17 protein-coding genes and 1 pseudogene are annotated in these 24,795 nt (G+C 53.7%); 7 read left to right on the forward strand and 11 right to left on the reverse strand.

Features of this window, described 5'->3' with window-relative positions:
- Positions 1–59: 59 nt before the first annotated feature.
- From EUZ85_RS18685 to EUZ85_RS18705, 5 genes are all read right to left on the reverse strand, one after another.
- A complete protein-coding gene (locus EUZ85_RS18685; protein WP_127970777.1) occupies positions 60–449 on the reverse strand; it encodes a hypothetical protein in 390 nt (129 codons plus the stop codon).
- Between the two features lie 137 nt (positions 450–586).
- Complete coding sequence (locus EUZ85_RS18690) at positions 587–5,839, reverse strand: DUF4011 domain-containing protein (protein WP_127970779.1); 5,253 nt, start codon at positions 5,837–5,839, stop codon at positions 587–589.
- A gap of 223 nt (positions 5,840–6,062) precedes the next feature.
- Positions 6,063–6,890 (reverse strand): phytanoyl-CoA dioxygenase family protein, encoded by an 828-nt coding sequence (locus EUZ85_RS18695; RefSeq protein ID WP_127970781.1) that lies wholly within the window; start codon positions 6,888–6,890, stop codon positions 6,063–6,065.
- Positions 6,891–7,180: 290 nt separating this feature from the next.
- Positions 7,181–7,726: a putative adhesin gene (locus EUZ85_RS18700; protein ID WP_127970783.1), complete on the reverse strand. Its 546-nt coding sequence runs from the start codon at positions 7,724–7,726 to the stop codon at positions 7,181–7,183.
- A 114-nt stretch (positions 7,727–7,840) separates the two neighbouring features.
- Entirely contained in the window at positions 7,841–8,755 is a 915-nt protein-coding gene (locus EUZ85_RS18705; protein WP_127970785.1) for a LysR family transcriptional regulator, read from the reverse strand.
- Positions 8,756–8,847: 92 nt separating this feature from the next.
- Here EUZ85_RS18705 and EUZ85_RS18710 point away from each other — a divergent pair, with 92 nt between their 5' ends.
- From EUZ85_RS18710 to EUZ85_RS18735, 6 genes are all read left to right on the forward strand, one after another.
- Positions 8,848–9,774, forward strand: coding sequence for an NADP-dependent oxidoreductase (locus EUZ85_RS18710; protein WP_127970787.1), 927 nt, complete (start codon positions 8,848–8,850; stop codon positions 9,772–9,774).
- 77 nt (positions 9,775–9,851) lie between these two features.
- On the forward strand, positions 9,852–10,328 hold the full coding sequence (locus tag EUZ85_RS18715; RefSeq protein ID WP_127970789.1) for an ester cyclase: 477 nt from the start codon (positions 9,852–9,854) through the stop codon (positions 10,326–10,328).
- Positions 10,329–10,350: 22 nt separating this feature from the next.
- Positions 10,351–11,085: an SDR family oxidoreductase gene (locus tag EUZ85_RS18720; RefSeq protein ID WP_241566804.1), complete on the forward strand. Its 735-nt coding sequence runs from the start codon at positions 10,351–10,353 to the stop codon at positions 11,083–11,085.
- A gap of 132 nt (positions 11,086–11,217) precedes the next feature.
- The gene (locus EUZ85_RS18725; protein ID WP_127970793.1) at positions 11,218–11,673 is read left to right on the forward strand and encodes a MarR family transcriptional regulator; all 456 of its coding nucleotides are present in this window, start codon (positions 11,218–11,220) and stop codon (positions 11,671–11,673) included.
- 27 nt (positions 11,674–11,700) lie between these two features.
- On the forward strand, positions 11,701–12,759 hold the full coding sequence (locus EUZ85_RS18730) for an HlyD family secretion protein (protein ID WP_127970795.1): 1,059 nt from the start codon (positions 11,701–11,703) through the stop codon (positions 12,757–12,759).
- Between the two features lie 11 nt (positions 12,760–12,770).
- Positions 12,771–13,805 (forward strand): DUF2955 domain-containing protein, encoded by a 1,035-nt coding sequence (locus EUZ85_RS18735; RefSeq protein WP_127970797.1) that lies wholly within the window; start codon positions 12,771–12,773, stop codon positions 13,803–13,805.
- A gap of 235 nt (positions 13,806–14,040) precedes the next feature.
- Here the strand turns inward: EUZ85_RS18735 and EUZ85_RS18740 are convergent, their stop codons facing one another.
- Positions 14,041–14,568 (reverse strand): hypothetical protein, encoded by a 528-nt coding sequence (locus tag EUZ85_RS18740; RefSeq protein WP_127970799.1) that lies wholly within the window; start codon positions 14,566–14,568, stop codon positions 14,041–14,043.
- Positions 14,569–14,934: 366 nt separating this feature from the next.
- On the opposite strand from EUZ85_RS18740, the pseudogene EUZ85_RS18745 reads away from it, so the two are divergent.
- Positions 14,935–15,684, forward strand: a pseudogene (locus tag EUZ85_RS18745) (IS5 family transposase).
- 133 nt (positions 15,685–15,817) lie between these two features.
- Here EUZ85_RS18745 and EUZ85_RS18750 read toward each other — a convergent pair.
- The 5 genes from EUZ85_RS18750 to katG all read right to left on the reverse strand — a co-directional run bounded on the left by EUZ85_RS18750 (position 15,818) and on the right by katG (position 24,750).
- The gene (locus tag EUZ85_RS18750) at positions 15,818–18,037 is read right to left on the reverse strand and encodes an NADP-dependent isocitrate dehydrogenase (RefSeq protein WP_127970801.1); all 2,220 of its coding nucleotides are present in this window, start codon (positions 18,035–18,037) and stop codon (positions 15,818–15,820) included.
- 236 nt (positions 18,038–18,273) lie between these two features.
- Positions 18,274–19,656, reverse strand: coding sequence for an MATE family efflux transporter (locus EUZ85_RS18755; RefSeq protein WP_127970803.1), 1,383 nt, complete (start codon positions 19,654–19,656; stop codon positions 18,274–18,276).
- 161 nt (positions 19,657–19,817) lie between these two features.
- Positions 19,818–20,129 carry a hypothetical protein gene (locus EUZ85_RS18760; RefSeq protein ID WP_127970805.1) on the reverse strand — a complete coding sequence of 104 codons (312 nt, stop codon included), beginning with the start codon at positions 20,127–20,129 and terminating at the stop codon, positions 19,818–19,820.
- A 280-nt stretch (positions 20,130–20,409) separates the two neighbouring features.
- Complete coding sequence (locus EUZ85_RS18765) at positions 20,410–22,308, reverse strand: Ig-like domain-containing protein (protein WP_164887291.1); 1,899 nt, start codon at positions 22,306–22,308, stop codon at positions 20,410–20,412.
- A 264-nt stretch (positions 22,309–22,572) separates the two neighbouring features.
- On the reverse strand, positions 22,573–24,750 hold the full coding sequence (katG, locus tag EUZ85_RS18770; RefSeq protein ID WP_127970809.1) for a catalase/peroxidase HPI: 2,178 nt from the start codon (positions 24,748–24,750) through the stop codon (positions 22,573–22,575).
- Between the last annotated feature and the right edge of the window lie 45 nt (positions 24,751–24,795).

The following is a 24,795-nucleotide window of genomic DNA, read 5'->3' on the forward strand; positions in this document are numbered from 1 at the left end:
GGCTTTTTTGCGCAAGCGAAAAAGGTGATAGCTTGTCCAAGTCCACGTGCTTTGAATTGTTAGCCTTTGAACTGCGCATAGGCTAGGCCTCCATCACACCACTGATCATAATCGAATTTTGATGGGTTCTGCATCAGATCCTTGGATTGCTCAATGAATTTTAACAAGTATGAATTACCGGTTTTCTCTGCGCTGTCTATGAAGGACATTACATCTTCTTTACTTTCAGTATGGTATTCAGTCCGTACTGCATCGCCGACAATAATATATGCACATTTCAAAAAGAAACGCTGTTTTGGGCAGTTGTCATCTGAAGCTAACTCCAAGATGATCTCTGAAAGGTAAAGCTCTGCCACAGCAAGATCAAAATCCTGTGTAGGCCAGAGGGCATTGACATCAAATGCCCATTCTCGCAATTCTTCGGTTATAGGATTCCAAGGATCTTTCATCGAACTCTCTAGCTAACATTTGTATAACGCACATCCGTGTTTTACCTATTCTTATTCCTGAAGATACGTCCTCCAGACCCATGATTCCATTGGAAAAACACTGTGGGGACTTTCTCCCGCAATGCATCAACCACCCGCTAGCTGACCACCTCTTCGCCAGCTTCCTTCCGTGCCTCTTCCTCACGCACTTTTTCGAGGTGGCGTTGTAGCATGGCGTGTAGGTCTTCCAGCGCCTTGGCCTTGTTCGTCCACCAGTCGGTTGACCAGACTCTGAACAGCGTCCACCCCAGCCCTTCAAGCACCGCCTGGCGGATTTTGTCTCTCTCGCGGGCGTAGGCGGAGCTATGGTACATCGCTCCGTCGCATTCGACGCCCGCCAGATACAGGCCCGGCGCATCAGGGTGCACGATCCCCAGATCGATACGGTATGCGGAAACGCCAATCTGCGGGTGAATGATCCAGCCTTTATCCTGTAAGGCCCTCGCCACCGCAATTTCAAAGGGCGATTCGAAATCGCCAATTGAACCATGCACGGCGGCGCCCAAGGCGGAAGCGCCCCGCTCTGCGTACTCAAGAAAATGCTTGAGATCAGCGACCGCTCGGGCCTGTGTTCTGGAGAGATCAATACGCTCCGGCTTCATTGTCGAAAAGACAATCATTTCAGAGCGCGCCCGGGTCATCGCCACATTCAAACGACGCTCCCCGCCATTGCGGTTCAGCGGCCCGAAGTTCATCGTCACATGGTCGCTTTCATCCGGGCCATAAGTAATGCTGAACAGTATGACGTCCCTCTCATCCCCCTGAACCGTCTCCAGGTTCTTCACGAATACGGGCTCCAGGGTCGACTCCTCGGAGAACGCCCACTCAATGGAAGGATCATCGGAACGGGCCTTATCCAGCAGGTCCTCAATCAGGGTCTGCTGTTCCGTATTGAATGTGACCACGCCAATGGATTGAGTGCGCACTTTCGGATCTGTGGAGGTAATTCTGCGTACAATTTCCGCCACGATGGCCTTCGCTTCGCCTTGATTGTGACGGGCCTTGCCTCGGGCGTAGAAGCCTTCCGGGCGAACCAGTGAAACGCCTTTGTCCGGATGCACCGGCGCCGGAAAGGTAATCAGGGAGCTGTCGTAATATCGGCTGTTGGAGAAAGCGATCAAACTCTCCCGGCGCGAGCGATAATGCAGGTTCAGCACCCGTTGCGGGATACTGGCGCCGATCAGTTCATCAAGGATACTTTCAAGATCGCCCTCAGCGTCGATATCTCCATCAGGATCATCGTCGGAGCGAGCAAAAAAGTTAGTGGGGGGCATCTGTTTCGGGTCGCCCGCGACAATAACCTGTTTGCCCCGCGCCAGAGAGCCTACCGCGTCCCAAACCGTAATCTGCGAGGCTTCGTCAAAAATCACCACATCAAACAACGCTTGCTCCGCCGATAAAAACTGGGCGATGGATAGCGGCGACATCATCAGACAGGGAGCCAGAGAGGTCACCACATCGGGAATTTCCTCCATCATCTCCCGAACCGGCTTATGACGGGTTTTCTTCTGCAACTCATGGCGTAAAACGCCCCAGGAGGAACTGCGTTTGATGTCGTCCGGGTCTGGAATCTCGCCTGCCAGTTTCGCCGCAATATACTGCGCCGTGAGTTCACTGAACTGGGTATCCAGATCTCTGAAGTGGAGAATGGCCGACTCATGTTCCGGCGATGAGAAAGTTCTGAGGACTTCATCTTCCCCGATGACCGCAGAAGACCACCAGGCGCAATAGGCCGCCTCGAAAACTTCGATAACGTCCTCAGGATTTACATCGCCGTTTTCAAGCGCTTCCACCAACGGCCCCATCTGGTGATCCAGGGCTTCAGAACGTCTGCGCACCCAGCCGCACCAGTCTTTCATAGAATGATGGCGCTCTATCAGCCCTTTACAAAGCTCGTCTATCGCATTCAGAGCTGACTGCTCGCCCTGTAGGTGACCGCTCAGAGTATTGCCGATCAAGCCTTCAAATTGCTCACTGATAGTCTTGAATCGCTCCAGTGACGATATGAAATCCGATATCCCTCTTCCCACGGAAGCCTCCGGCGCCAGGAGGTCATTCGCTTCGTACAACAGCCCTCTGATTTTCGATCGCAAGAAAATCAGGGCGTCCGCATCATCGGCGAGCTTGCTCACCGCAATACGGGCGCGAGACCCCAGCAGTTTGAGAGAGGCGATCACATCGGGATCTGAGTCATGGGCATTCCAGTCGCGCAACCCTTTCAGCATTCCATCCAGACGATCAATGTATTCGCCGGTGGTCCGCAGCTGCTTCAAGACAGGGATATCGTTGTTGGGATCTGGATCACCCAGAGCGCCGTTCTGGCGCATCTGTTTCAGCACTTTTCGCTTGGCGAAAAAGCTTTTTGGCCACCATGTCTGATTGGCGTCTCGCCACTGTATGTCGAGACTGTCAGCATCAAGCTTCTTCCATGCCAGAGCTTCATACTTACAACTTAACCTGGATTGCGCGTCGATATAGATTTTTAGTTGTCCAACGGCCTCTTCCAGCGCCTCCAGACGGTCAGGGCCGTCCGGCTCCAGGGCGAACGACGCCTGTGTCCTGTAGGAGTCCAGTAATACCTGCCCCAGCTCTTCCACCGCACTGAGTTTAGATAAGTCGGCGTCTCCAAAGCTGACTCCCAAGGCGCCTTCAAAAGCAGTCAGGTCTTTCGCCGCTTGTTTGGCGCAGGCCTGTAACTGTCTGGCGGCGCCGACCACTTCTTCCTGCCATTGGGGACGCCAATCGAAATGAGCGATAACTTTTAATGGGTGATCAACTATATCGCCCACCGCCTTTGCCTGAATACCCAGCAACTCAGCGGCTTCCCGCAGCTTTTGCAGCTGCGAGTCATCATGATAGTCCGCGTTCGGCCAGTTAAGCTTCACCTTCGCCGCAAGCTCGTTATCCCGAACTTTGACGCCGATGGCGTAATGAGCGGTCAAACCGTTTCGGCGACGTTTGTGTAGCGCGTTGACGACCTGGTTTAAACGGTCGCGAAGCGCCTTCAGTCGCTCCGCCTCCGCTTGCCATGCGTTGACTTTCGATTGCGAAAAACTCTCCCAGGAAGTGCGCAGCTGGTTCAGAACATCGGCTTTTTTCGCCTTATTGGAATGCAGCTCCAGACAGAAATGTCCCAGACCAATGTCTTTCAGACGCCGGTGAACCACTTCCAGCGCCGCGGTTTTTTCTGACACAAACAGCACTTTCTTGCCTTTGCCCATCATGTGGGCGATAAGGTTGCCGATGGTCTGGCTTTTCCCGGTTCCCGGCGGCCCGATGATGACGAAATTCTTACCCCGATCCGCCGTGGCGATAGCGGACATCTGAGACGAGTCCGCCGGCAAAGGCGTCAGCAAATCCGCTGGCGTATATTCTTTATCAATATCGCCAGGGTCAACAAAGCGGATATCGCTTTCGTAGGGCTCTCTTGGCGTCTCCAAAAGATGCTTCACCACCGCGCTGTGTTTCAGGGACTCGGAACGATCCACCAGATCTTTCCACATTAAATACTTGGCGAAAGAGAAATGGCCCAGGACGACATCTTCCACCACTTCGAATCCCGGCACATCTTTAATCGCATGCCTGATTTTATTCCAGACGCCCTCTACATCGATCCCGCTATGATCCTGCGGCAAGGGCCCATGCAGGCCGCTAATGTCAATGCCGAAGTCTTTCTTCAGCATTTCCAGCAACGTGGTATTAAATCTGGGGTCGTCTTCGCTGGCGGTCATTTTGACGCCACTGCGAACGGATTTTCGCTCCAGAGAAACGGGCAGCAAGATCAACGGCGCGCGGTAGCGACGGTCGTCCTTGTCTTTCTGTTTCCAGAGCAGAAAACCAATCGCCAGAAACAGGGTGTTAGAGCCGCCTTCTTTAAGAGAGGTCTGCGCTTTGCGATATATTTCAACCGCACGCTTGTCCAGTTCTTCTTGCGGAATTTCAACCAGCAACTGCTTTTTCGACAACGCGTCCCGGGCATACTCCTCCTTCAAATCGTCGCCGGTGCGCTGACGGTAGATATCCTGATCTTGTTCCTGCGTCTGAAACTTGGGGAACGGCGCAATAGAAATTCTCGCCCCTGTCGCCAGCACATCTTCCAAAGCGCCAGGGTCGTTGCAGACAAAAGCCAGACTGGTTTTGCCGGGCCTGTGATTAAGCAGCGGATTACGCGCGGATAAATCCAGTAACTTGCGCTGCCAGCGTTCTAGACGACCGCTTGGGCTGCTATCGGACAGATCTTCCTCGTCTGGAACGGAGTATGAAGGCAACGACGGCGCCTCTTCTAACCCGGGCTCTATGCTCTCAGCCTCACTGCCTGACTCATCAAACTGGGATCGCGGAGTCTGCAGACTGACTGGATTTATGCGATGCGCCCGGGCCCGACGAATATCAATGGCCGCGATGAATTCGTTATCTTTTTCCAAAGACACAGCCAGACTCCCGGCCTGCACCGCTTTGGAGAATGGCGCAGCGGGATTCGCCGTCACCAGCGTGGTTTCTATTAAAATAAGCTCTTTCAGAGGGATACGCTGGCGAAATACCTCTGCTTCATACACCACGACGCTTGATAGATCCTCAGGCTGCAGCCACAGCCCAACCAACGCATGCCCTCTTGTTAACACCACAATGGGATTAAGCCCGGCCTGCTCCAACGCCGCGGCGAACAACAGGGTTGTGTCCAGGCAGGTAGCCACCTTATTGGCCTCTATCTGATTCGGCAGCCGAATTTTTTGGCCGTTGCGCTCAAAGCTGGCGGGAGGAAGCGCATACCCTATTTGTAGTTTGACAATGGCGGAGTAAATCGCGGAGGCGATCAGCCATACCCGCTCCCGGCTTTTAGAGTGATAGCCGTCAATAGCGTCCGGCTTGCCCGCCGTTCGCAACACTTTGCCTGCCTGTCCCAGCAAGCGATCTACAGCGGAGTCATTAGGCGTACAAAAAGCGGCTAACAGTTCCGGCATAAAGCCTGCGCCGCCCCATTCATTGGAGGCCAGTAGCTCAACGTCAACCGCCTGCTCTGCAAGAAGCTCATCTGCACGGTTGACGCGAATATTGAGGCTTCCACGCATAGACTCGGACAAACCAAATAAAAAGCCGCCGTCCAACTCCAAGTCACGATCCTTTATCACGATTTGTCCGTCTGCGGAGAGACTGTCTATCGTCCAGGTTTTCTTTTTGAGGAACGCTGGAGCGGCGTCCAATGTGACGACCAGATTATGGAGATCATCAGCGCTCGAATTCTCGATTTTTAACTCGCGCAACACGGCATAAGCGCTCTGGTGGCAAGCAAAATTGATCTTTTCGACTAAGGTTGCGTGGATTTTGAGCAGCGACGCGTCCTGACCAGACATGGGCTTGTCCCTCATATCGACAATACATCTATAAAACGACGGTGATCAGCCCCTGACGGCGGTATAAATGAGTAACATTTTCTCGGGCCAGGGACGGTTGCATACAGTATAGGGATTTGAGTTCTCCACGCAGAACTTTATTACCGGCTTGCCTGCCCTATGTCATGGCGGCGTAAGCAGGGCTCGAAGACTGTCTCTTATGCTTTATCAAACGCTCACAACCTCATATTGAAAAACGACCCAACCTCCCCCGCTGCAACCAATTCTCCTGCGCATACTCACAAGCCCCGTCGACCACATGAAACGTCAGGGCGATGCGGGATTTGTCGGAGCGGTTGGGAGCGCTGTAGTGTGGCAGATGACCATGAAATACCAGCAAACTGCCGGCCTTGACGGGCATAGGGGTTCCGCTTTCAGTTGGCCAGGGCTGATCGCTCAGAGGTCGCATGCTTAGATCGCCCTGTTCGCACAAGTAGCGTTCGCGCAAGGGGCCTTGATGACCGCCGGGCTCCAGCCAGAGACAGCCGTTTTGCAAGGTGGCGTCCTCCAGGGCGAACCAGTAGGTAATAACGCTGGTCGGTTCGGTGTAGAAAAAAGTGGCGTCCTGATGCCAGGTGACTTCCCCGCCGATGCGCGGTTGCTTGAAGATCACCATGGTCTGATACAGCGAGGGGTGTGATTGCCCCAAATCTCGGGCGATATCGCCGAACTCGCGGCGCTGCGCGAAGCGTTTAAAGACCGGGTCCAAGTCATGCAGCGCGTGACCGATTTTGTTGATGGACTGCGCCCGCGGCTGCAGCAACTCTCCTTCGAGACTAAAGGCTTCCTCTTCGAAAAAGCAGCGAATCGTTTCCGCGGAACCAAGAAAATACGCGTTATTGATCTGAGCGCGATCAATGGTGGAAAAACGCGCGGCTTGTTCCAGATTGTCTTCATCGATGATGGCGTAGGCGCGTGCGATTAACGCCTCACGCTCCGGCTGCGTCACCAAATCCGGAAACAGTAGATAACCATCCTTTGCATACTGGGCTTTTTGTTGTTCTGACAGCATCTCATTAGTCCTTGTCTGATATTCCGACATAGCCCAAGCCTTTGGCTATCACGCTTAGCGCAGGAATATGGGGAGATAAATTCAAGCCAGTGTAACGGATGCGTTAAATTCGCGACAACCTTAAATTTATCAGCTGCTTATGCAAGAAACTAAAAGCGGTTGAGAGGAGATGACGGACTGCGTAGGAGGATGAACTAAGGCGTATCAAATCGAAAAAACGCCAGCTAACCACCTAAGTCCAGGGAGCGAGGAATGCTCCCCGGAAAGCAGTCTGGCCGGCGATCGATGTCTTATCTGAGTTTTAGCTGGAAATTTTTCATGTCCAGTTTGCCAACGGCTTTTTTCGGCTCACCGCCGTATATGCCGCCATACATTCCCTGAGCTTCTCTTTCAAAGTCCGATGCGATGCCTTTCAGGTCGTCGCGGCAGGCGAGCCAATGCACATGACAGACAGCGCCGTTGGGCCTGATGGAATTCAGGATATCTTTAAGGTGTACGTACCAGTGGGTGACGCGATCCTTAACGGCGCAGTTCAACTGATCACGCAAGTTGGCGCCGATATAGTGCGGGGGAATCAGGGGATGCAGAGAGTCGTAACCAACTTTGGACTTGATGCCGCCAGGGTGCGCCAGACGGTAGTTACGGCAACGTTGCGGACCTCTTTCATGGCTGAAGTCCGGATGCGCGACCGCCTGTCCGGCTCTGACCGCACTCTCCCAACTGCTGTCGAACTTTTTGGTGTGAGGACAGTAAAAATGGAGCACCACATTCCTCGGCATATCGAAGTAACCATCTTCTTCCAGCCAGCCGCCATGTCCAATCAAATAGACTTCCATATTGTTATCCTTTTTCTTTCTGTTGATGTGTTTGATAAAAATTATCAATACAGGTAGCGAGCTTTCAGAAGCACTCCCCGTCACATCCATTACAAATTGTTACTTTTTATTTGATCAGTCCAATGACGCCGCGACGGATTTAATCAGATTACGCAGCCAGACTTGCGCGGGGTGAGTGTCGTTGCGACGATGCCAAATCAGCCCAAACCAGACTTCCGCCAATACGACAGGGGGTGGAAACAACGCCAATGCACCCTGAGCTGGCGAGTTCAGCGCCACCCTTTTCAACAAGGTCGTCACCAGGTCGGTTTGCGCCACGATCATTGGCGCGGCGAACATCTGCGGCAGCGACAAAGCAATCTCGCGCCTTAGATTCATCAACGCCAGCGCCTGGTCCACTACGCCATGACGGTCCCCTTCCGGCGACACCAGAACATGCTCCAAAGACAGATAAGTCTGTAAATCCATGCCCCGACGGGCGGCTGGATGGTCGCGACGAATAGCCGTCACAAACTCGTCCTTCAGAATAGGCTGCGTAATGATGCGGCCCTCCTGCTGAGTGGGCGGAACGCCAATCGCCGCATCGATTTCTCCCGCATCCAGAAGATCAACGGCGCTATCGCGGGAGGTGAACTCAACCACCTTCAACTCCACCCCCCTCGCCTGCTGTTTAAGGGCCTTTTGCAACAGCGGCAGCAGCACAAATGCAGGGTAATCCGACAGTCCCAAAGTGAAGGTAATGGCGGCCTCCTCCGGCGCAAAGGCGGGCTGTTTGACCAGCGCCGTTTCAATGTGTCGCAACGCTTGCGCCACCGGCGCTTCCAAGTCTCTGGCCCGAGCCGTTGGAAGCAGCCCTTCGCTGCTGCGAATGAAAAGCGGATCGCCAGTCAGTTTACGCAGGCGGGCCAGCGCCGCGCTCATGGCGGGCTGGCTGACGCCCACTTGCGTCGCCGCCCGGCTGACGTTTCTTTCTTTCATCAAGGCGTCAAAGGCGGCCAGCAGATTCAGATCTATACCATGAAAATCCATAAAACTGATAAAGCTCTATATCGTTTATTTGTTGGATAAATATTCTTCCTCATTTCAGAATCAGTCAACCCAATCAGCACACAGGTATGACGATGAAAGCATTACGAATCCATTCATTCGGAACCCCAGATCAAGCTCAGTTGCAAGATTTCACGCCGTCACATCCCGGACCCGGCGAAATCCTTATCAGAACCGAAGCCGCCAGCATTAACCCGCTGGATATCAAAATGATCGGCGGATACATGCAGCCGGTGTTTCCCGTAGATCTTCCCTACACGCCCGGCACAGATATCGCCGGTGTAGTGGCGGAGACAGGTCCTGACGTGGAAACCTTTAAAGCAGGCGACCGGGTTTGCGGCCGCCTGACGCCCTCCGCCGGCGGCGGCTTCGCGGAGGCCGCTGTTGCGCCAGCCCATGATTTTTGTCTGATGCCGGCGGATATGAGCTTCGAACAGGCCGCCGCCCTGCCCACTGCCGCTGGTACGGCCTGGCTGGCGTTGTTCGACGTTGGCGAGCTGCGCGCTGGAATCCGGGTGTTGATTCACGCAGCAGCCGGCGGTGTGGGCGCTTTCGCAGTGCAGTTCGCCAAGCAGGCGGGAGCCTATGTGATCGCCACCGCCTCCGCGAAAAACCATCCCTTGTTGAAAGAGCTTGGCGCCGATGAGTGCATTGATTACCGGCAGGACGGCTCCTTTACTCAGTTCGAGGGTTCCGTGGATCTGGTTCTCGACGGGGTGGGCGGCGCAGCGACGGAGCGCTCCTGGAGCCTGATCAGGCCTGGGGGCGTTCTGGCGTCGCTAGTGGATCACAGCATTCAGTCGCAAGGCGATATACGGGGAACGGCAGTGTTCTTCCAAAACGACGCGACCTCCCTGAAAAAGATTATCACCCGCTTCAGTGAACGAAGGTTGCAGATCGTTCTTGACGCCATTCATCCGCTCGACCAGGCGCACGCCGCGCTACAACAGGTCGCCGCCGGACACACCAGGGGCAAAGTGATAATACGGACGTCACGGTAAGGCGCATCATTCAGCGACCTTCACGCTGTTGACTCTTCCCTGCTTTCCGCCACCTTCTGAATAAACGAGATGACATCATGAACAAAATTGCCTCACAGATCGCCGCCGCTACGCTGGCGGCCACAGCAAGTTCCACCCAAGCAGCGGATATCGATGTAGTGCGCAACTTCTACCAAAGTGTGTTGAGCGCGACCTCCACTCCCGACCTCGCAGAACGGATGGCGGCGGTGCTGTCGCCAGACTGGCGCAGTATCGGCGACTACGCCAGCCCCGAGAAAACCCGCGACCGTTTTCTGTCGCAACTGCAAGCGATGGGAACTACCGCACCGGATTTAACTTGGACCATTGAGGAGATTCTTCAGGACGGCAACCGCTTCATTGTCCGCGGACGCGCTTTTGCTACGCCGGTCAAACCCTTTCTGGGCGCCATCCCGAGCGGCAAGTCTTTCGAAATAATGGCCATTGATATTCACACGGTTGAGAACAGCAGGATCGTCATGAGCTATCACGTAGAGGACTGGCTCGGCGCCCTTGAGCAGCTTAAAGCGGAATAAACGCCAGGGAGAACCGATGAGAATGAATAGAAAACGTGTCGCTATCGTGACGGGAAGTTCCCGTGGAATAGGCCGTGAAATAGCTAAAACACTTGCCGAAGAAGGATTTAGCGTAGTGATTAACTACGTTAAAAACCAATCACAAGCTAATGATTTAGTTGATCTAATTAGGTCCTCACAAGGTGAAGCCATGGCGATCCAGGGAGATGTGTCCTCCCCTTCCCAAGTGTCGGCGCTATTTGAACAAGCGCACGAGTGCTTCGGCGCGGTGGATGTCGTGGTCAGCAATGCCGGCGTCATGGAGCCGGCGCCAATTATGTCAACCAGCGTTGCGGCATTGGATCGAATAATCGCCACCAACTTGCGAGGCAGCTTCCTGGTCATGGCGGAGGCCGCCCAGCGGCTATCCGCAGGCGGGCGCATCATCGTAATGTCATCCAGCGTAATCGCAAAAGCGACCCCGGAATACGGCCCCTATATCGCCTCCAAGGCGGCATTGGAGAGCTTGGTTCCGGTGCTCGCCAATGAACTGCGCGGCAGAGGCGTAACGGTAAACGCCGTGGCGCCAGGCCCCGTCGCGACTGACCTTTTCTTGTCTGGAAAATCCCAGGAACAGCTCGACGCTTTGGCCGTCGCCGCCCCTCTTGAGCGCCTGGGTACGCCGCAAGACATTGCTCGGGCGGTCTGCTTTCTCGCCAGCGACGGCGGAGCCTGGGTCAATGCTCAGGTAATCAGAGTCAATGGAGGATTTGTTTGAGCCAGAGAACGGCGGCTTTTCAGCAGCCGTTTAGCCCCTGAGTAGAATTGTAAAGATACGTTTCCGCTCATTTACTTAGCTTGCTAAGCATATTATATTGTTTAGCATGCTAACTAAATTGAGCACCTCGCCATGAACCCACCTTCCAATACCTTCAAAGATCTTTCCCTTGCGGAGCAGCTTGGCCGCGTTTCACGCCTTTGGAAGATGACCGCTGACCGGGAGCTGGCCCCGCTGGGCCTGACCTATCCGCGCTGGACCGCGTTATTGAAGCTGCAGCGTCTGGGCGACAACATCAGCCAGAAGCAGTTGGCGGAGGCGCTGGAAATTGAGTTGGCGTCGCTGATGCGCACGCTAAAGCAGTTGGAGGATCAGTCTCTCGTTCAGCGGCATTGCTGCGCTCACGACAAACGGGCGCGCATCGTGAGCCTGACGGATGCAGGCAAATCACTGATCGCGCAAATGGAAGCCCACATACTCAAAGTGCGCCGGCGCTTGCTGAACCAGATTGATGAAGACGATCAGAAAAAGCTCGGCGCCATGCTGGAGCAAATCGCCTTAAACGCCCTTGAGTTTCAGAACCCGTAGTCCCTTTATTGAAAGAAGTAAGAGTGTATGACCCCCGATCAAAAATTCGCGCAGTGGATAAAATACTCCTGCATCGCATTCGTTCTTGTTTTCGTCTACTTTCTTATCGCTGACATCGCCATGCCGCTGACTCCCCAGGCCATGGCGACGCGTATCGTCACCAAGGTGGCGCCGCGCATCAGCGGGCCTATCACAGCGGTCTATGTGGAGAATAATCAGCCAGTGCACAAAGGCGATATTCTCTTCGACATTGACCCTGAGCCTTTCAAGATCGCCGTCGAGCAGGCGCAGCTGAATCTGGAGCGGGTCAAACAGAACAACGCGCAACTGGATGCCTCAATCGCCGCCGCCAAGGCGGATGTGGAAGCCGCATCGGCGACGTTGAGTCAGAAAAGCCGCGAAGCCCTGCGTCTGAAAACCTTGTTTCAACGCAATGTCGTCTCTCAACAGCAACTAGACAAAGCGGAAAGCGATGCGACGACAGCGCAGGCGAAATTGACGTCAGTGAAGGCGCATCTGAAGGAACTGGAAGTCAGTCGAGGCGAACTGAGCGACGCCAACCTGACCGTTCGCACTGCAGAAACCCAGTTGAAACAGGCGCAATTGAATCTCTCCTACACCCGGATAAAGGCAGAGGAAGATGGCGTCATCACGAACCTGCAACTTGAGACGGGCGCCTACGCCGTCGCGGGAGCGCCGTTGGTAGCCCTGGTATCCGACAATCTGGACGTCATCGCTGACTTTCGCGAAAAAAGTCTGCGTAACTTTGACTTGAACAATGAAGCGCTGGTCGCCTTCGACGGCAAACCTGGGCAAGTATTCCAGGCCCGCCTCACCAGTCTTGACGCTGGCGTCAGCGCCGGCCAGTTCGATGCGGACGGTCGTCTGGCGACGCCCACGCAATCTAACCGCTGGGTGCGCGACGCGCAGCGTATGCGCCTGCATCTGCAACTGGACTCCGCCGACGCACAACAACTGCCCTCTGGCGCACGCGCCACGGTGCAACTGCTGCCGGATGGAGCGATTTTCTCTACCTTCGCCAAGGCGCAGATTCGTTTCCTCAGTTTGTTGCACTACATCTACTAAGCAGGCCCGTTATGCGATTATGGGATCATCCCCTCTCAGAGAATGACTTGCGCCAGAGCCTGCGCATCGCCACTGGGGCGGTGCTGGGGTTCACCATCAGTAAGTTGTTTGGCTGGAACTATGGCGTCTTCTTCACCGTCACGCCGGTTTTGCTGCTTGGCCTGGCGCCAGTGATGAACGCGCACCTGGCGCGTCAGCTTGTTGCGTCATCGGTGATCTGCGGACTGGAAGTCGCACTGTTAGGCGGTTGGTTCGGCGCACATCCTGGAATCATGACCCTGATCGCTTTCGGGCTGTTTCTGTATAAATTCGCCTGCATGTCCAAAGGCCCATTGTTTCTGTTCGGCGCCAACAGCGTGCTCAGTTTAAGCATCATGCTGCACTTCGCCAGCTATCCTGGGGTGGACCTGAATGATCTGGTGGTCAGCAACATCCTGGCGGGAGTGTTGTCCGTATTGATCGCTTACCTGGCCACCTTTCTAATACCAGACGCCTCCCCTCGCCAGCCGCCCCAGCAACCGGCGGAGCCAAAAGGCTCACATCGCATGCGCCATGAGGCGCTGATGGGCGCGACGCTGGCGACGCTATCATTCCTGGCGTTCCAGATTTTCGATCTGAATGACTCCATGTCCGCTCAAGCCACCACCTTATTGCTGCTGTTCCCCATGCACTGGAACGGCGCCCTGGGCTACGCCCGCAAACGCGCCATGGGAACGCTGCTGGGCGTCGCCTTTGGCTTGCTGTGTCAGGTGATTCTGTATGATTGGACTGGCGTATTGCTGCTGGTGATCCCGCTACTATGGATCGGCGCGTTATTCTTCAGCTATCTGCATGTCAAAGAAACCAGCGGCTCTGGCGCCGGGTTTGTCGGGCTAACCACTCTGGGCATTTTATTCGGCCAGTACCTCTCCCCCACCAGCGACCTGGTTTTCAGCGGACTCTACCGAATCAGCAGCACCTTTTTCGCCATCGTGGCGACCTTACTCGCTACTTACCTGGTGCATCGCATATTGAACCAGTTTGCGGCGACGCGGTTTAGTCATTGAGGTGATTTACAAGGCTATCTAGGCGTGAAGATATTTACTAAAGCCGTGATCTTATTAAACTCATAAGAAAATAAGGGAAAAGGGCTCACTCTAATAATTTGTTCAAACTTTCTTCCTCTTCCCACGGTATATTTGGACCAGTATTCATTACATTAAGCGACTTCCCCGCTCTCGTCTTGCCTAATAACGGGCGAAAAATTACGAATATATCAAGACGACAAGCAGTTCACTCTGTTTACCCGGCCAGTTTTCCTTTTAAGTGGACAATGTAGTCGAGGTACCCTCTTAGGGAGTGATGTAGCGCTGCTCCCGAATCAGATGTAACTGATCCTGTTAACAGAAATTCTTTACCATCTATCTTAAATGTATAGGGTCCACTGCCACCACGCTTATGATAAAAATTGTTATTATATTCCCAAAGAATATCTATTGGGAGATAAAATAACCCCCCTCCCCGACACCCCCTATCTATGGGCCGAAACCCTCCATTTCTATATTGGTCTAGCCCTTGTGTAATGATGTCTGCGAGGTCATTAAGTTGCTTTGCTCTTTGGCTCCAGCTTTTAAATTGAAACTCACTCACAATCGGCCCAGAGATATATGGCGGCCCTAAATCACGTTTTAACTTAAAAAGGTAGTCATCATTGAGCTTAGAAAGACCCCACCTTGCTCTTGCGAGTGTTAAATCATTAGCTGTATAAACGGATTCCTTAGTTACCTCATTTCTCAAGTTTTGATATTCAAATATAAGCTTCTTGCCCACAATTATTCTCCATATAGTTTCATTTTATGCAACTCTGCCCATTAGCACTAAAATTAGAAAGTGTGATAGTCCGTCACTCTCAAGTATTCTCGCTTTTACATTTGGATAAGGCGATTTTCATATATTAAACCCTTCATAAATATTGAAGGCTTTCGAGAGCTCCTCTGAGATCTCAGTTCCTATGAAACCAGACAGAAATTAGGGCAACGTGCTATCCTAATAACTTGCTAAAATTTCTTCGTAGTATCGCTTTTTTAGGCAAATTTCGCCCTCTCCCTAGGGCGTGTTGACGTTTCGTCATAGGTGATAGATAGGCGCAAACCCGTCATATTGCGGTTCCCACACCAACAACAAGACGAGTTTGCGATGCCCCGATTGATGCTCAGTGACGGGCTTTGGTCGAAGCTGAAAGAGATCATGCTGCAAGAGCGAATTATAACAAGCCCACACTACGAATGATGGTAGGAAGGCATGTTGTACCGAATGCGGACGGGGTGCCCCTGGCGAGACTTGCCTGGGCAGTTTGGCGACTGGAATTCGGTGTTCAAAAAATTCAATTCCTGGTCTGTTCAAGGCAAGTGGTTGAGGATCTTCCGGGGCTTGATCCGCGAGCCGGATCTGGAATGGAAGTTTATTGATGGCAGCTATGTGAAGGCTCATCAGCACAGCGCTGGAGCTTGTACGGAAGAGCCTCAGGCGATTGGTAAGAGTCGGGCGGGCAATACCACGAAAGTGCATCTGGCCGTGGATGCCTATGGTCTTCCTGTGGAATTTGAGATCACAGGAGGCGAAGTCAATGACTGTACGGCAGCGGCGGAGTTGATTGAAAAGCTTCCCTCGTCAGAAGCGGTTGTCGGAGACAAAGGCTACAACAGTGAACGAGTGCGGGCACAGATCGAAAGAAAGGGAGCCAGGGCCGTGATACCGAGAAAGCGAAACTCTGTCAAAGGCAATGGCGATATGGATTGGGGTTTATACAAGTGTCGCCATTTGGTGGAGAACGCCTTCGCCCGACTCAAACAGTACCGGGCCATCGCGACGAGGTATGACAAGTTGAAGAGGAACTATGAAAGTATGGTAGCCATGGCTTGTGGGTATTTATGGCTGCCGATGTGAAACGTCAACAGGCCCTAGCCAATGGTTTAATATTTCCAACAAAAAAAGGGAGCAACGAATGCTCCCTTTTTCTTAAGCCTGTTCGGCGGACGTCACTTACGACTTACATAAGCAACGTCGCGCCGAAAGTCGCTTAGCCGTCGATCAGCGCGTTCAGTGTGTCGCTTGGACGCATGGCTTTGCTGACCAGTTTGGGATCTGCGTGGTAGTAACCACCCATTTCCACTGGGGTGCCTTCTTTGGCCAGCAGTTCGCTGACGATTTTGTCTTCGTTCGCCGCCAGCTCTTTGGCCAACGGTGCGAACTGAGCCGCCAGTTCAGCGTCGTCGGTCTGCGCAGCAACGGCTTCCGCCCAGTACATCGCGAGATAGTAATGGCTACCGCGGTTGTCCAACTCACCCACCTTACGGGAAGGCGATTTGTCGTTCATCAGCAGTTTTTCTGTCGCTTTGTCCAGCGTCTTGGCCAGAATTTCGGCTTTCTTGTTGCCGGTTTTGACCGCGATGTCTTCGAAAGAAACCGCCAGCGCCAGGAATTCACCCAGGGAGTCCCAACGCAGGTGGTTCTCTTCCGCGAACTGCTGTACGTGCTTAGGCGCAGAACCGCCAGCGCCGGTCTCGAACAGACCGCCGCCCGCCATCAAAGGAACGACAGACAACATTTTCGCGCTGGTGCCCAGTTCCAGAATGGGGAACAAGTCAGTCAGGTAGTCGCGCAGAACGTTACCGGTGACGGAGATGGTGTCTTTGCCGCGACGCAGACGCTCCAGCGTGGTGCGCATAGCGACGTCGTAGCCCATGATATGGATGTCCAGACCGTCAGTGTCGTGCTCTTTCAGGTACTCGACAACTTTGGATTTCAGGTTCATATCGTGGGGACGGTCTTCGTCCAGCCAGAAAATGGCAGGCATGCCGGACAGACGAGCGCGGGTTACGGCCAGTTTCACCCAGTCGCGAACAGGCAGATCTTTGGTTTGACATGCGCGCCAAATATCGCCCTTCTCCACTTCGTGCTGCATCAGCACATTGCCCTGGTCGTCGACGATGCGCATCACGCCGTCTGCGTCCAGTTCATAGGTCTTGTCGTGCGAGCCGTATTCTTCCGCTTTCTGCGCCATCAGACCCACATTAGGTACGGTGCCCATGGTGGTGGGATCGAACGCATCGTGGTGCTTACAGAAGTTGATGACTTCCTGGTAGATGGTGGCGTAGTTGGAGTCCGGGATAACCGCTTTGGTGTCCTTCAGCTTGCCATCCGCGCCCCACATCTTGCCGCCTTCACGGATCATCGCAGGCATAGAAGCGTCAACGATAACGTCCGAAGGCACGTGCAGGTTGGAGATGCCCTTGTCAGAGTTCACCATCGCCAGTTCGGGACGGTGCTCAAAGCAGTTGAGGATATCTTTCTCGATTTCCTCGCGCTTGGACATCGGCAGCTGTTGAATTTTTTCGTATACGTTGCCCATGCCGTTGTTGGGTTCAACGCCAAGCTCTTTGAAGGTTTCCGCGTGCTTCTTGAACACGTCCTTGAAGAACACCTTCACCGCGTGACCGAATACGATGGGGTGAGACACCTTCATCATAGTCGCTTTAACGTGCAGAGACAGCAGGATGCCGACACGGCGCGCGCCTTCCATTTCCTGCTCCAGGAACTTGCACAACTCTCTGACGCTCAGACGCATGCTGTCCAGGATTTCGTCTTTCTGCAGCTTCAGTTCGCGCTTCAATTCAACCGCGCCATCTTTGCCGACAAATTCAATTCTGGCGACCATGGGGCGATCGATGATCACGGATTTTTCAGTCGCGTGGAAATCGCCTTCACGCATGTGCGCAACGTGAGTGCGGGAAGCCTGGCTCCATTTGCCCATTTTGTGGGGGTGCTTACGGGCGTATTGTTTAACCGCCGCAGGCGCGCGACGATCGGAGTTGCCTTCACGCAGCACCGGGTTTACCGCACTGCCCAGCACTTTGGTGTAGGTCTGCTCGATTTTCTTCTCTTCTTCAGTCACCGCCTCTTCTGGATAGTTCGGCACGTTGAAGCCCTGCTGCTGCAGTTCTTTGATCGTCGCTTTCAACTGCGGAATGGAGGCGCTGATGTTCGGCAGCTTGATAACGTTGGCGTCGGCTTGTTTTACCAACTCTCCCAACTCCGCCAGCGCGTCAGGCACTTTCTGTTCTTCAGAGAGACATTCAGGGAAATTAGCGAGAACTCGCGCCGCCAAAGAAATATCGCTGGTTTCTACGTCTACGCCAGCAGCTGAGGCGAATTTCTTAATGATCGGCAAAAAAGAATAGGTTGCTAGTAGAGGCGCTTCGTCAGTAAGTGTATAGACGATTTTGGTATTACTAGGCATTAAGTCCCCCTAGGTTTGTGGCAAGGTCACCCAGTGTGGAAAAACGAACAGCTTTTGGCCGCCGCTTTTTTATACACAAAAGGCAGTGTAAATTTTTGGCGCCGCATTATACCTGAAAACCACACTTATTTTATATAAGTTGTATTAAAGGCGGGAACAACTTACCGCTGTTCACAACGACGCCAATTGTCAAGAAACTCTTCTTCTACAGGGTGGATTTGATCGATAAGAGTAGGCTATACAGCGCGACTCTGTTTAGGCCGGTTAGCTATAAGAGTATTCCGCCCATAGGTTGAGACGTAATGTAAACGCGCAACCTGCAAAATGCATAAAATAAACAAGCCTACCGTCATGGAGAAAAACAGATCGTAGACGATCCCCTCACCCTGAACGTTACCCCATACTAATACCATGGGGATGCAGATTCCGAAATAAGATATAAGTAGTGATACGAATGAAAAAAACGTGTCTTTGAAAGCGGTCAGTACAATTCCCGCCGACGCCTGCACGCCGTCGAACAAGCAGGCCAGCAGCATAAGAGGAACAATCTCAAGCGCCAACTCCGCGACACGGCTATCCGATGTATAAAAATAGACCAGCTCTTCGCTGAATAAATAAACGACGGCGATTAAAGACGACATCACTACACAGCCGTTAAACAAAAAGGCGATAAACCAGCGCAGCGGTTCCGTTTGTCCCTCCTTGGCGCTCCCAACGCGGGTCATTTGCGATTGTCCGTAGGCGATGGCGAAAATGAACGCCATAGAGGCGATACTGTTAAGAATGCCGAAGGCGGCGACGGAGTCTGCTCCAGAGTATGCCGCTATCATCGCAAGAACCGACATGGCTGCAAATTTGGCTATCACCGAGGCGGAGATAGGCGCGCCGATTCGGATGATGCGCATCAGCATATTCATCTCCACGCGCAACGCGTCTTTTACCGCCTGCGAGTTGAATAGTCTTGCGCCGCACAAGCGATAGCCAAACACCAGCGCAATGACATATCCAATGACCGTCCCTATCGCCGCTCCCTGCTCTCCCATTGGCGCGAACCCTGCCCAGCCGTATACCAGGGTTACTGTGCTCAGGGCGTTCACCACAAAAGATAAGACGCTTATTTTTAATAGAGGTTGGGTGTTTTTAGTCACCACAAACAGATTGGTCACCAGCATACTGAGCGAAAGCGGAATCAGGCCCAGGGCCAGTATGTCCAGATAGCGACTGGCGGCGAGGGCGATGTCCTCAGGCAGGTTCAAAAACGTCAACGCTACCCCGTGCAACTGTAGCAGCAGGCATCCCACGACTCCGGAACACAGCGCCAGCTGCGCGCCACTGCGTATCACCCGATGCTTACCCGCAGCCTCTGCAGATTGAAAATAAAGCGGGACCATTCCCCTGATTAAACCGTTTATCGCCGTCGCAAAGATAATAAAAACACTGTTGCCGACGACAGCAGCGGAGAGTGAAACCGTTGAGAATCGCCCTAAGACGATCATATCCGTCAGCCCCGCTATCATGCTGAGACTGAGAGAAATCAATATTGGGTAGGCGATGGTGAGAGAGGCGATAAGTTCTTTAAAGCAATACTCGACTTCCGCTTTGACGACTGCAAATGTCATAAATAACGTCCTGTTATCATAATCTCCGATGCATAGGTCGGAATCGTATTTCCTTGACTTGTTTGCTTGTAACTCGATGGATATCTACGGCCGCGTAGAGTACCACAACACAGGCGCACTGAGGGCGGCGATTTATAGCGTAAGACGGGGAATTATAAAAGTTATTCGCCTATCTCTGGCGGGGGGCAATCAACGCCAATAACCACGCTATGCAAATCGATAGACAGGTCTTTCTTTAAAACAGAAAAAGAAACTTCAAACCCACTATTGGATACAGCGGAAATACACGTGACGGAGAAACTATCAGGCCGCTCTTCAATGGTTATTTTATATTCGCCTGATAGCTCATTAAGCGGTCTGGAGAAGTCGCCGTAAGGTCCCCAATCGCCATGCCGCAACAGCGCCCGTTCAACGGAGGCGATGGCGCTTTTTCTATCTGTGGTGCGCCCGGTATATTCAAGACTCTCTGGCATCTAAGGAACCTCTGAAAACGTCGGTGAAAAAGCGCAGTTTATCGTGAATAAATGAGCATATTGAGCCGATTTATTAACATGGCAATGATATTGGCATGTAATCACCAGGCGCATGGACGCGCCTGCGCGGCGACAAGCCGCGGGAGACAGGGCCTGACCTGTGCAGGCCCTGTCGTTGCAGACAAATAGAAGGAAGCTATTTGTCTGCCGGATTAATAATACAGGGCGGACCCGATACAACGTCAGGCGTCATACCGGGACCACCGTCCAACAAATCAGTCTACTCGCCGACAACAGTGACGGTCGCAACAGTCGACCGCCCCACGCCATCGCTCAGCGCTATCGTAAACTGATCCTGCCCCGGGAAGCCTGGGTCGGCGACATAGATAAAATCAGGGCCCTGCAGCGTCACATTTCCATACTGCGGCGGCGTCGCCACTGTGTAGGCGATCGCGTCGGTTTCCGGGTCATAGCCCGCCAGCGTCCCGTTGAGCGTTCCTGATGATGGATAAACAAATGCCTGATCCCATGAGACCGGCAGTTGGTTTTCGTGTGCGCCTATATCCGACGCGGGACCGCCTGGACGCGGATGATCGGCGTAATCCGACGATGCGATCAGAGGCGGCGTCGCGTTGTCTACGATGTCGGAATTACTCGCAGCAACCCGATAATCATCCTGATCGGCGTTCACAAACTGCGCTTGCGCCGGATCAGCGTAAAACTCATTGCCTTCCACCACAATGTCGGCATTGCCGATATCCCGGATCGGGCTGATCAGGTCCTGAATGTCCGCCAGCAGATTGTTGGCGATATGGGCGCTGCGCAAGTCGCTGTAGTAGCTGATCCCATATTCCCGCGCCCCGACGATAGTGTTGTTGTACAAACTGGCGCGACTGCCGGAGGAGATTAATATGCCATGTCCCTTTCCGTTGTTCGCTCTGCCGGAGTCGATTATCAGGTTGTTGAAAACCTCGAAATGGGAGTCTATGGATTGGACATACTCTTTCAGATAAACGCCAGCGCGGTCCGAGCCTTTAACCAGATTGTTGTAAATGCTCACCTGCTGCACGTCGTATCCGTATATCCCGTGCATATCATTGGGTCCGCCGTCATGCAGCCAGCCAGTGTTGATCACTTCATTATGATGGATACGATTATTGGCGCCGCGAAGGCCTCGAATCTGAATGCCTTCATAGCCAATGTCGCGCAGGCGGTTGTATGCGACCCTCAGGTCATGAGTGGTGGAATAGGAGCCATTACCCTGATCTGCGGCTTTCCCCAGGTAGAAAGCTTCCTCCGAGATGTCATGAATATCATTGTGATGAATATGAATGCCGTCGGTAGGCGGCGCGGAACCCAAAGGATATTTGCTGCCGAAACTGATCGCCATTACCGTATGGTCAATCTCCAGATACGCCAGTTCAATATGTTGCGTATAGGCTTCCCCCATGCGGATGCCTTTGGTGGCGCCGTCATGAATGCGAATGCCCTTCTCCAGGTCGTCGTCGCCTGCGCCCATGATCTGCACATATTTGCAGGCGTCCAGCTCAATGGTGTGACCGCCTTTGCCCAGATCGACCAGACCTTTGTTGATGATCACGATGGGACGTTCCGCTGTGCCTTGCAGCCCCCAGATACGCAGAGTTTTGCCGCGGGCTCCCGGCTCAATTTCGATGCGGTCTCCCGGCTGCAGATAGGGGAAGTTAACCGGTTTGCCTGCTCCGTAGACTGCATCCGCCACATATGGGCCGTACATATGAGACACGCCGTTGTAGCCGTTGGCGGGAGAAAATGAGTATCGATTGATCAACCCATCTTCGATGGAAATGGTCACCCTGGCCTGCGCCCTCTCCCCTTGTCGGTCCAGAACATAGAACTCAAATACATCTACGCCAACGAATTCCGTCTGCGGCGTGTAACGCCATTTGTGGGTGTCCGACGGCTGCCCTGGCGAGTTGAATGACGGCGTCAGCGCGCCATGAGACGGCGGCGCCAGAATACCAAACTCAAGCAGAGCGCTGTCCTGCGCCGCGCCGAGAGTGATATCCAGCGGAGTATTGATAGCGGTCACATAGCTGCTGTTTGACGCCTGGGGGGCGGCATGCAGCGAGGCGGCCGCCAGTAGCCAGAGCAATGGCCATAGAAGCGTTGAACGATAAACCCGTGAGTATTTCGACATGAGCATTATTCCTCCTGAAAAATGTAAGTGTCCTGAACGTAATAACAGCGGTTACTCCCCAGGCTTCGTTTTTGGTTTTATACGAGAGTCTAACGACGGACATTCGCCAGATGCAGACAATTATAGATGCAACTGGGATATCTCTATCGGGTATGTTTAGGTGATTCACATGCCAATATCATTGCCATGTGAATAATAACGGCAAAACGCCCGCCCATCTTAGGGCAGGCGTTTGCACTATATCTAAGAACGAAAGCCTAACGTTCAGGCCAAGTCGAAACGATCCAGGTTCATGACTTTAGTCCAGGCGGCGACAAAGTCCTTCAGAAAGCGCTCCTGCGCATCGGAACTGGCGTACACTTCAGCCAGCGCTCTGAGTTGCGAGTTGGAACCGAACACCAGGTCTATGCGCGTGCCGGTCCATTTTACGTCACCCGTTACTCGGTCACGCCCTTCAAACACATCCTCCTCCTTGGAGGTCGCTTTCCAGACCGTGCCCATATCGAGCAGGTTAACAAAGAAGTCATTGGTCAGCGACTCTGGACGCTGGGTGAAGACGCCGTGTTTGCTCTGGCCAACATTGGTGTTAAGAACTCGCATACCGCCAATCAGCGCTGTCATTTCCGGCGCAGTGAGCGTCAACAGTTGCGCCCTGTCCACCAGTAACTCTTCCGTCGACACGGCGTATTTGCCTTTCGTGTAATTACGGAATCCATCCGCAATGGGCTCCAGCACCTCAAACGCCTCAATGTCAGTTTGATCTTGTGACGCATCCATACGGCCGGGCGAGAAAGGAACCTTAATGGGGTGTCCGGCGTTTTGCGCAGCCTTTTCAATTCCCGCGCAACCCGCCAGTACTATCAGGTCCGCCAGTGAGACTTTCTTGCCGCCGGATTGCGCGCTGTTGAACTCTGCCTGTACGCCTTCGAGGGTCTTTAATACTTGCGCCAACTGATCAGGCTGATTGACTTCCCACTCTTTCTGCGGCGCCAGACGAATGCGCGCGCCGTTGGCGCCGCCGCGCATGTCGGAACCGCGGAAAGTTGAAGCCGAAGCCCAGGCGGTGGATACCATTTGCGCCACGGATAAGCCTGACGCCAGAATCTTGCTCTTCAGCGCACTGATATCCTGGTCGTTAATCAGCGGATGATCCACTGCAGGAATCGGGTCTTGCCAGATTAAGTCTTCGGCGGGCACTTCCGGTCCGAGGTAGCGCGCGCGCGGTCCCATATCCCGGTGGGTCAGTTTGAACCAGGCGCGGGCGAATGCGTCCGCGAACTGATCCGGGTGCTCATAAAAACGTCTTGAGATCTTCTCGTACGCCGGGTCAAATCTCAGTGACAGATCCGTCGTTAACATGGTCGGAACGTGACGCTTCGAGGAATCATGCGCGTCGGGGATTTTATCTGCGCCGGCGCCGCCTTTGGGAACCCACTGATGAGCGCCGGCAGGGCTCTTGGTCAGTTCCCACTCATAGCCGAACAGGTTCTCGAAAAAATTGTTGCTCCATTGGGTTGGCGTTTCGGTCCAGGTGACTTCCAGGCCGCTACTGATAGCGTCGCCGGCTTTACCGGAGCCGTAGCTGCTTCTCCATCCCAGGCCCTGCTCTTCCAGGCCCGCCGCTTCTGGTTCCGGTCCGACATTCGCCGCATCGCCGGCGCCGTGGGTTTTACCGAAAGTGTGTCCGCCAGCAATAAGCGCCACGGTTTCTTCATCATCCATCGCCATGCGCGCGAAGGTTTCGCGGATGTCTTTGGCCGCCGCAACCGGGTCAGGATTACCGTTAGGGCCTTCCGGATTCACATAGATCAATCCCATTTGCACGGCGGCCAGAGGGTTCTCAAGGTCTCTGTCGCCAGAGTAGCGCTTGTCGTCCAGCCAGGTTTTCTCGGCGCCCCAATAGATGTCCTGCTCCGGTTCCCAAATGTCCGCACGTCCACCACCGAAACCGAAGGTTTTGAAGCCCATAGACTCCAGCGCCACGTTGCCTGCGAGAATCATCAGGTCAGCCCAGGAAATCTTCTGCCCGTATTTCTGTTTGATCGGCCACAGCAAGCGTCTCGCTTTGTCCAGATTGACGTTATCCGGCCAGCTGTTCAGCGGCGCGAAGCGTTGATTGCCGGTTCCGCCGCCGCCACGGCCATCGCCAGTGCGGTAGGTGCCGGCGCTGTGCCATGCCATACGAATGAACAAAGGACCATAGTGACCAAAGTCCGCCGGCCACCAATCCTGAGAGTCAGTCATCAGAGCCGTCAGATCCTGCTTTACCGCCGCCAGATCCAGACTTTTGAAAGCTTCCGCGTAGTTAAATTCTTCACCCAGTGGATTGGATAAAGCAGAGCGCTGGTGGAGGATTTCGAGCCGCAACTGGTTGGGCCACCAATCCCGGTTCGACGTTCCCTCCGCTGGCGCGTGATGAAAGGGACATTTGCTATCAGACATTGCGTTCTCTCCATTCGTATTCAAGCTATTAACAGGTCTCGTCCA

The organism is Hahella sp. KA22, assembly GCF_004135205.1.
GTDB lineage: Bacteria > Pseudomonadota > Gammaproteobacteria > Pseudomonadales > Oleiphilaceae > Hahella.

Excerpts from the sequence above, each read along its gene's own strand:
- EUZ85_RS18755 (WP_127970803.1), bottom strand. The coding sequence starts at position 19,656 with ATGACATTTGCAGTCGTCAAAGCGGAAGTCGAGTATTGCTTTAAAGAA.
- EUZ85_RS18725 (WP_127970793.1), top strand. The coding sequence starts at position 11,218 with ATGAACCCACCTTCCAATACCTTCAAAGATCTTTCCCTTGCGGAGCAG.
- EUZ85_RS18685 (WP_127970777.1), bottom strand. The coding sequence starts at position 449 with ATGAAAGATCCTTGGAATCCTATAACCGAAGAATTGCGAGAATGGGCA.
- EUZ85_RS18735 (WP_127970797.1), top strand. The coding sequence starts at position 12,771 with ATGCGATTATGGGATCATCCCCTCTCAGAGAATGACTTGCGCCAGAGC.
- EUZ85_RS18760 (WP_127970805.1), bottom strand. The coding sequence starts at position 20,129 with ATGCCAGAGAGTCTTGAATATACCGGGCGCACCACAGATAGAAAAAGC.
- EUZ85_RS18695 (WP_127970781.1), bottom strand. The coding sequence starts at position 6,890 with ATGCTGTCAGAACAACAAAAAGCCCAGTATGCAAAGGATGGTTATCTA.
- EUZ85_RS18700 (WP_127970783.1), bottom strand. The coding sequence starts at position 7,726 with ATGGAAGTCTATTTGATTGGACATGGCGGCTGGCTGGAAGAAGATGGT.
- EUZ85_RS18715 (WP_127970789.1), top strand. The coding sequence starts at position 9,852 with ATGAACAAAATTGCCTCACAGATCGCCGCCGCTACGCTGGCGGCCACA.
- EUZ85_RS18690 (WP_127970779.1), bottom strand. The coding sequence starts at position 5,839 with ATGTCTGGTCAGGACGCGTCGCTGCTCAAAATCCACGCAACCTTAGTC.
- EUZ85_RS18765 (WP_164887291.1), bottom strand. The coding sequence starts at position 22,308 with ATGTCGAAATACTCACGGGTTTATCGTTCAACGCTTCTATGGCCATTG.
- EUZ85_RS18720 (WP_241566804.1), top strand. The coding sequence starts at position 10,351 with ATGAATAGAAAACGTGTCGCTATCGTGACGGGAAGTTCCCGTGGAATA.
- EUZ85_RS18730 (WP_127970795.1), top strand. The coding sequence starts at position 11,701 with ATGACCCCCGATCAAAAATTCGCGCAGTGGATAAAATACTCCTGCATC.
- EUZ85_RS18750 (WP_127970801.1), bottom strand. The coding sequence starts at position 18,037 with ATGCCTAGTAATACCAAAATCGTCTATACACTTACTGACGAAGCGCCT.
- katG (WP_127970809.1), bottom strand. The coding sequence starts at position 24,750 with ATGTCTGATAGCAAATGTCCCTTTCATCACGCGCCAGCGGAGGGAACG.
- EUZ85_RS18705 (WP_127970785.1), bottom strand. The coding sequence starts at position 8,755 with ATGGATTTTCATGGTATAGATCTGAATCTGCTGGCCGCCTTTGACGCC.
- EUZ85_RS18710 (WP_127970787.1), top strand. The coding sequence starts at position 8,848 with ATGAAAGCATTACGAATCCATTCATTCGGAACCCCAGATCAAGCTCAG.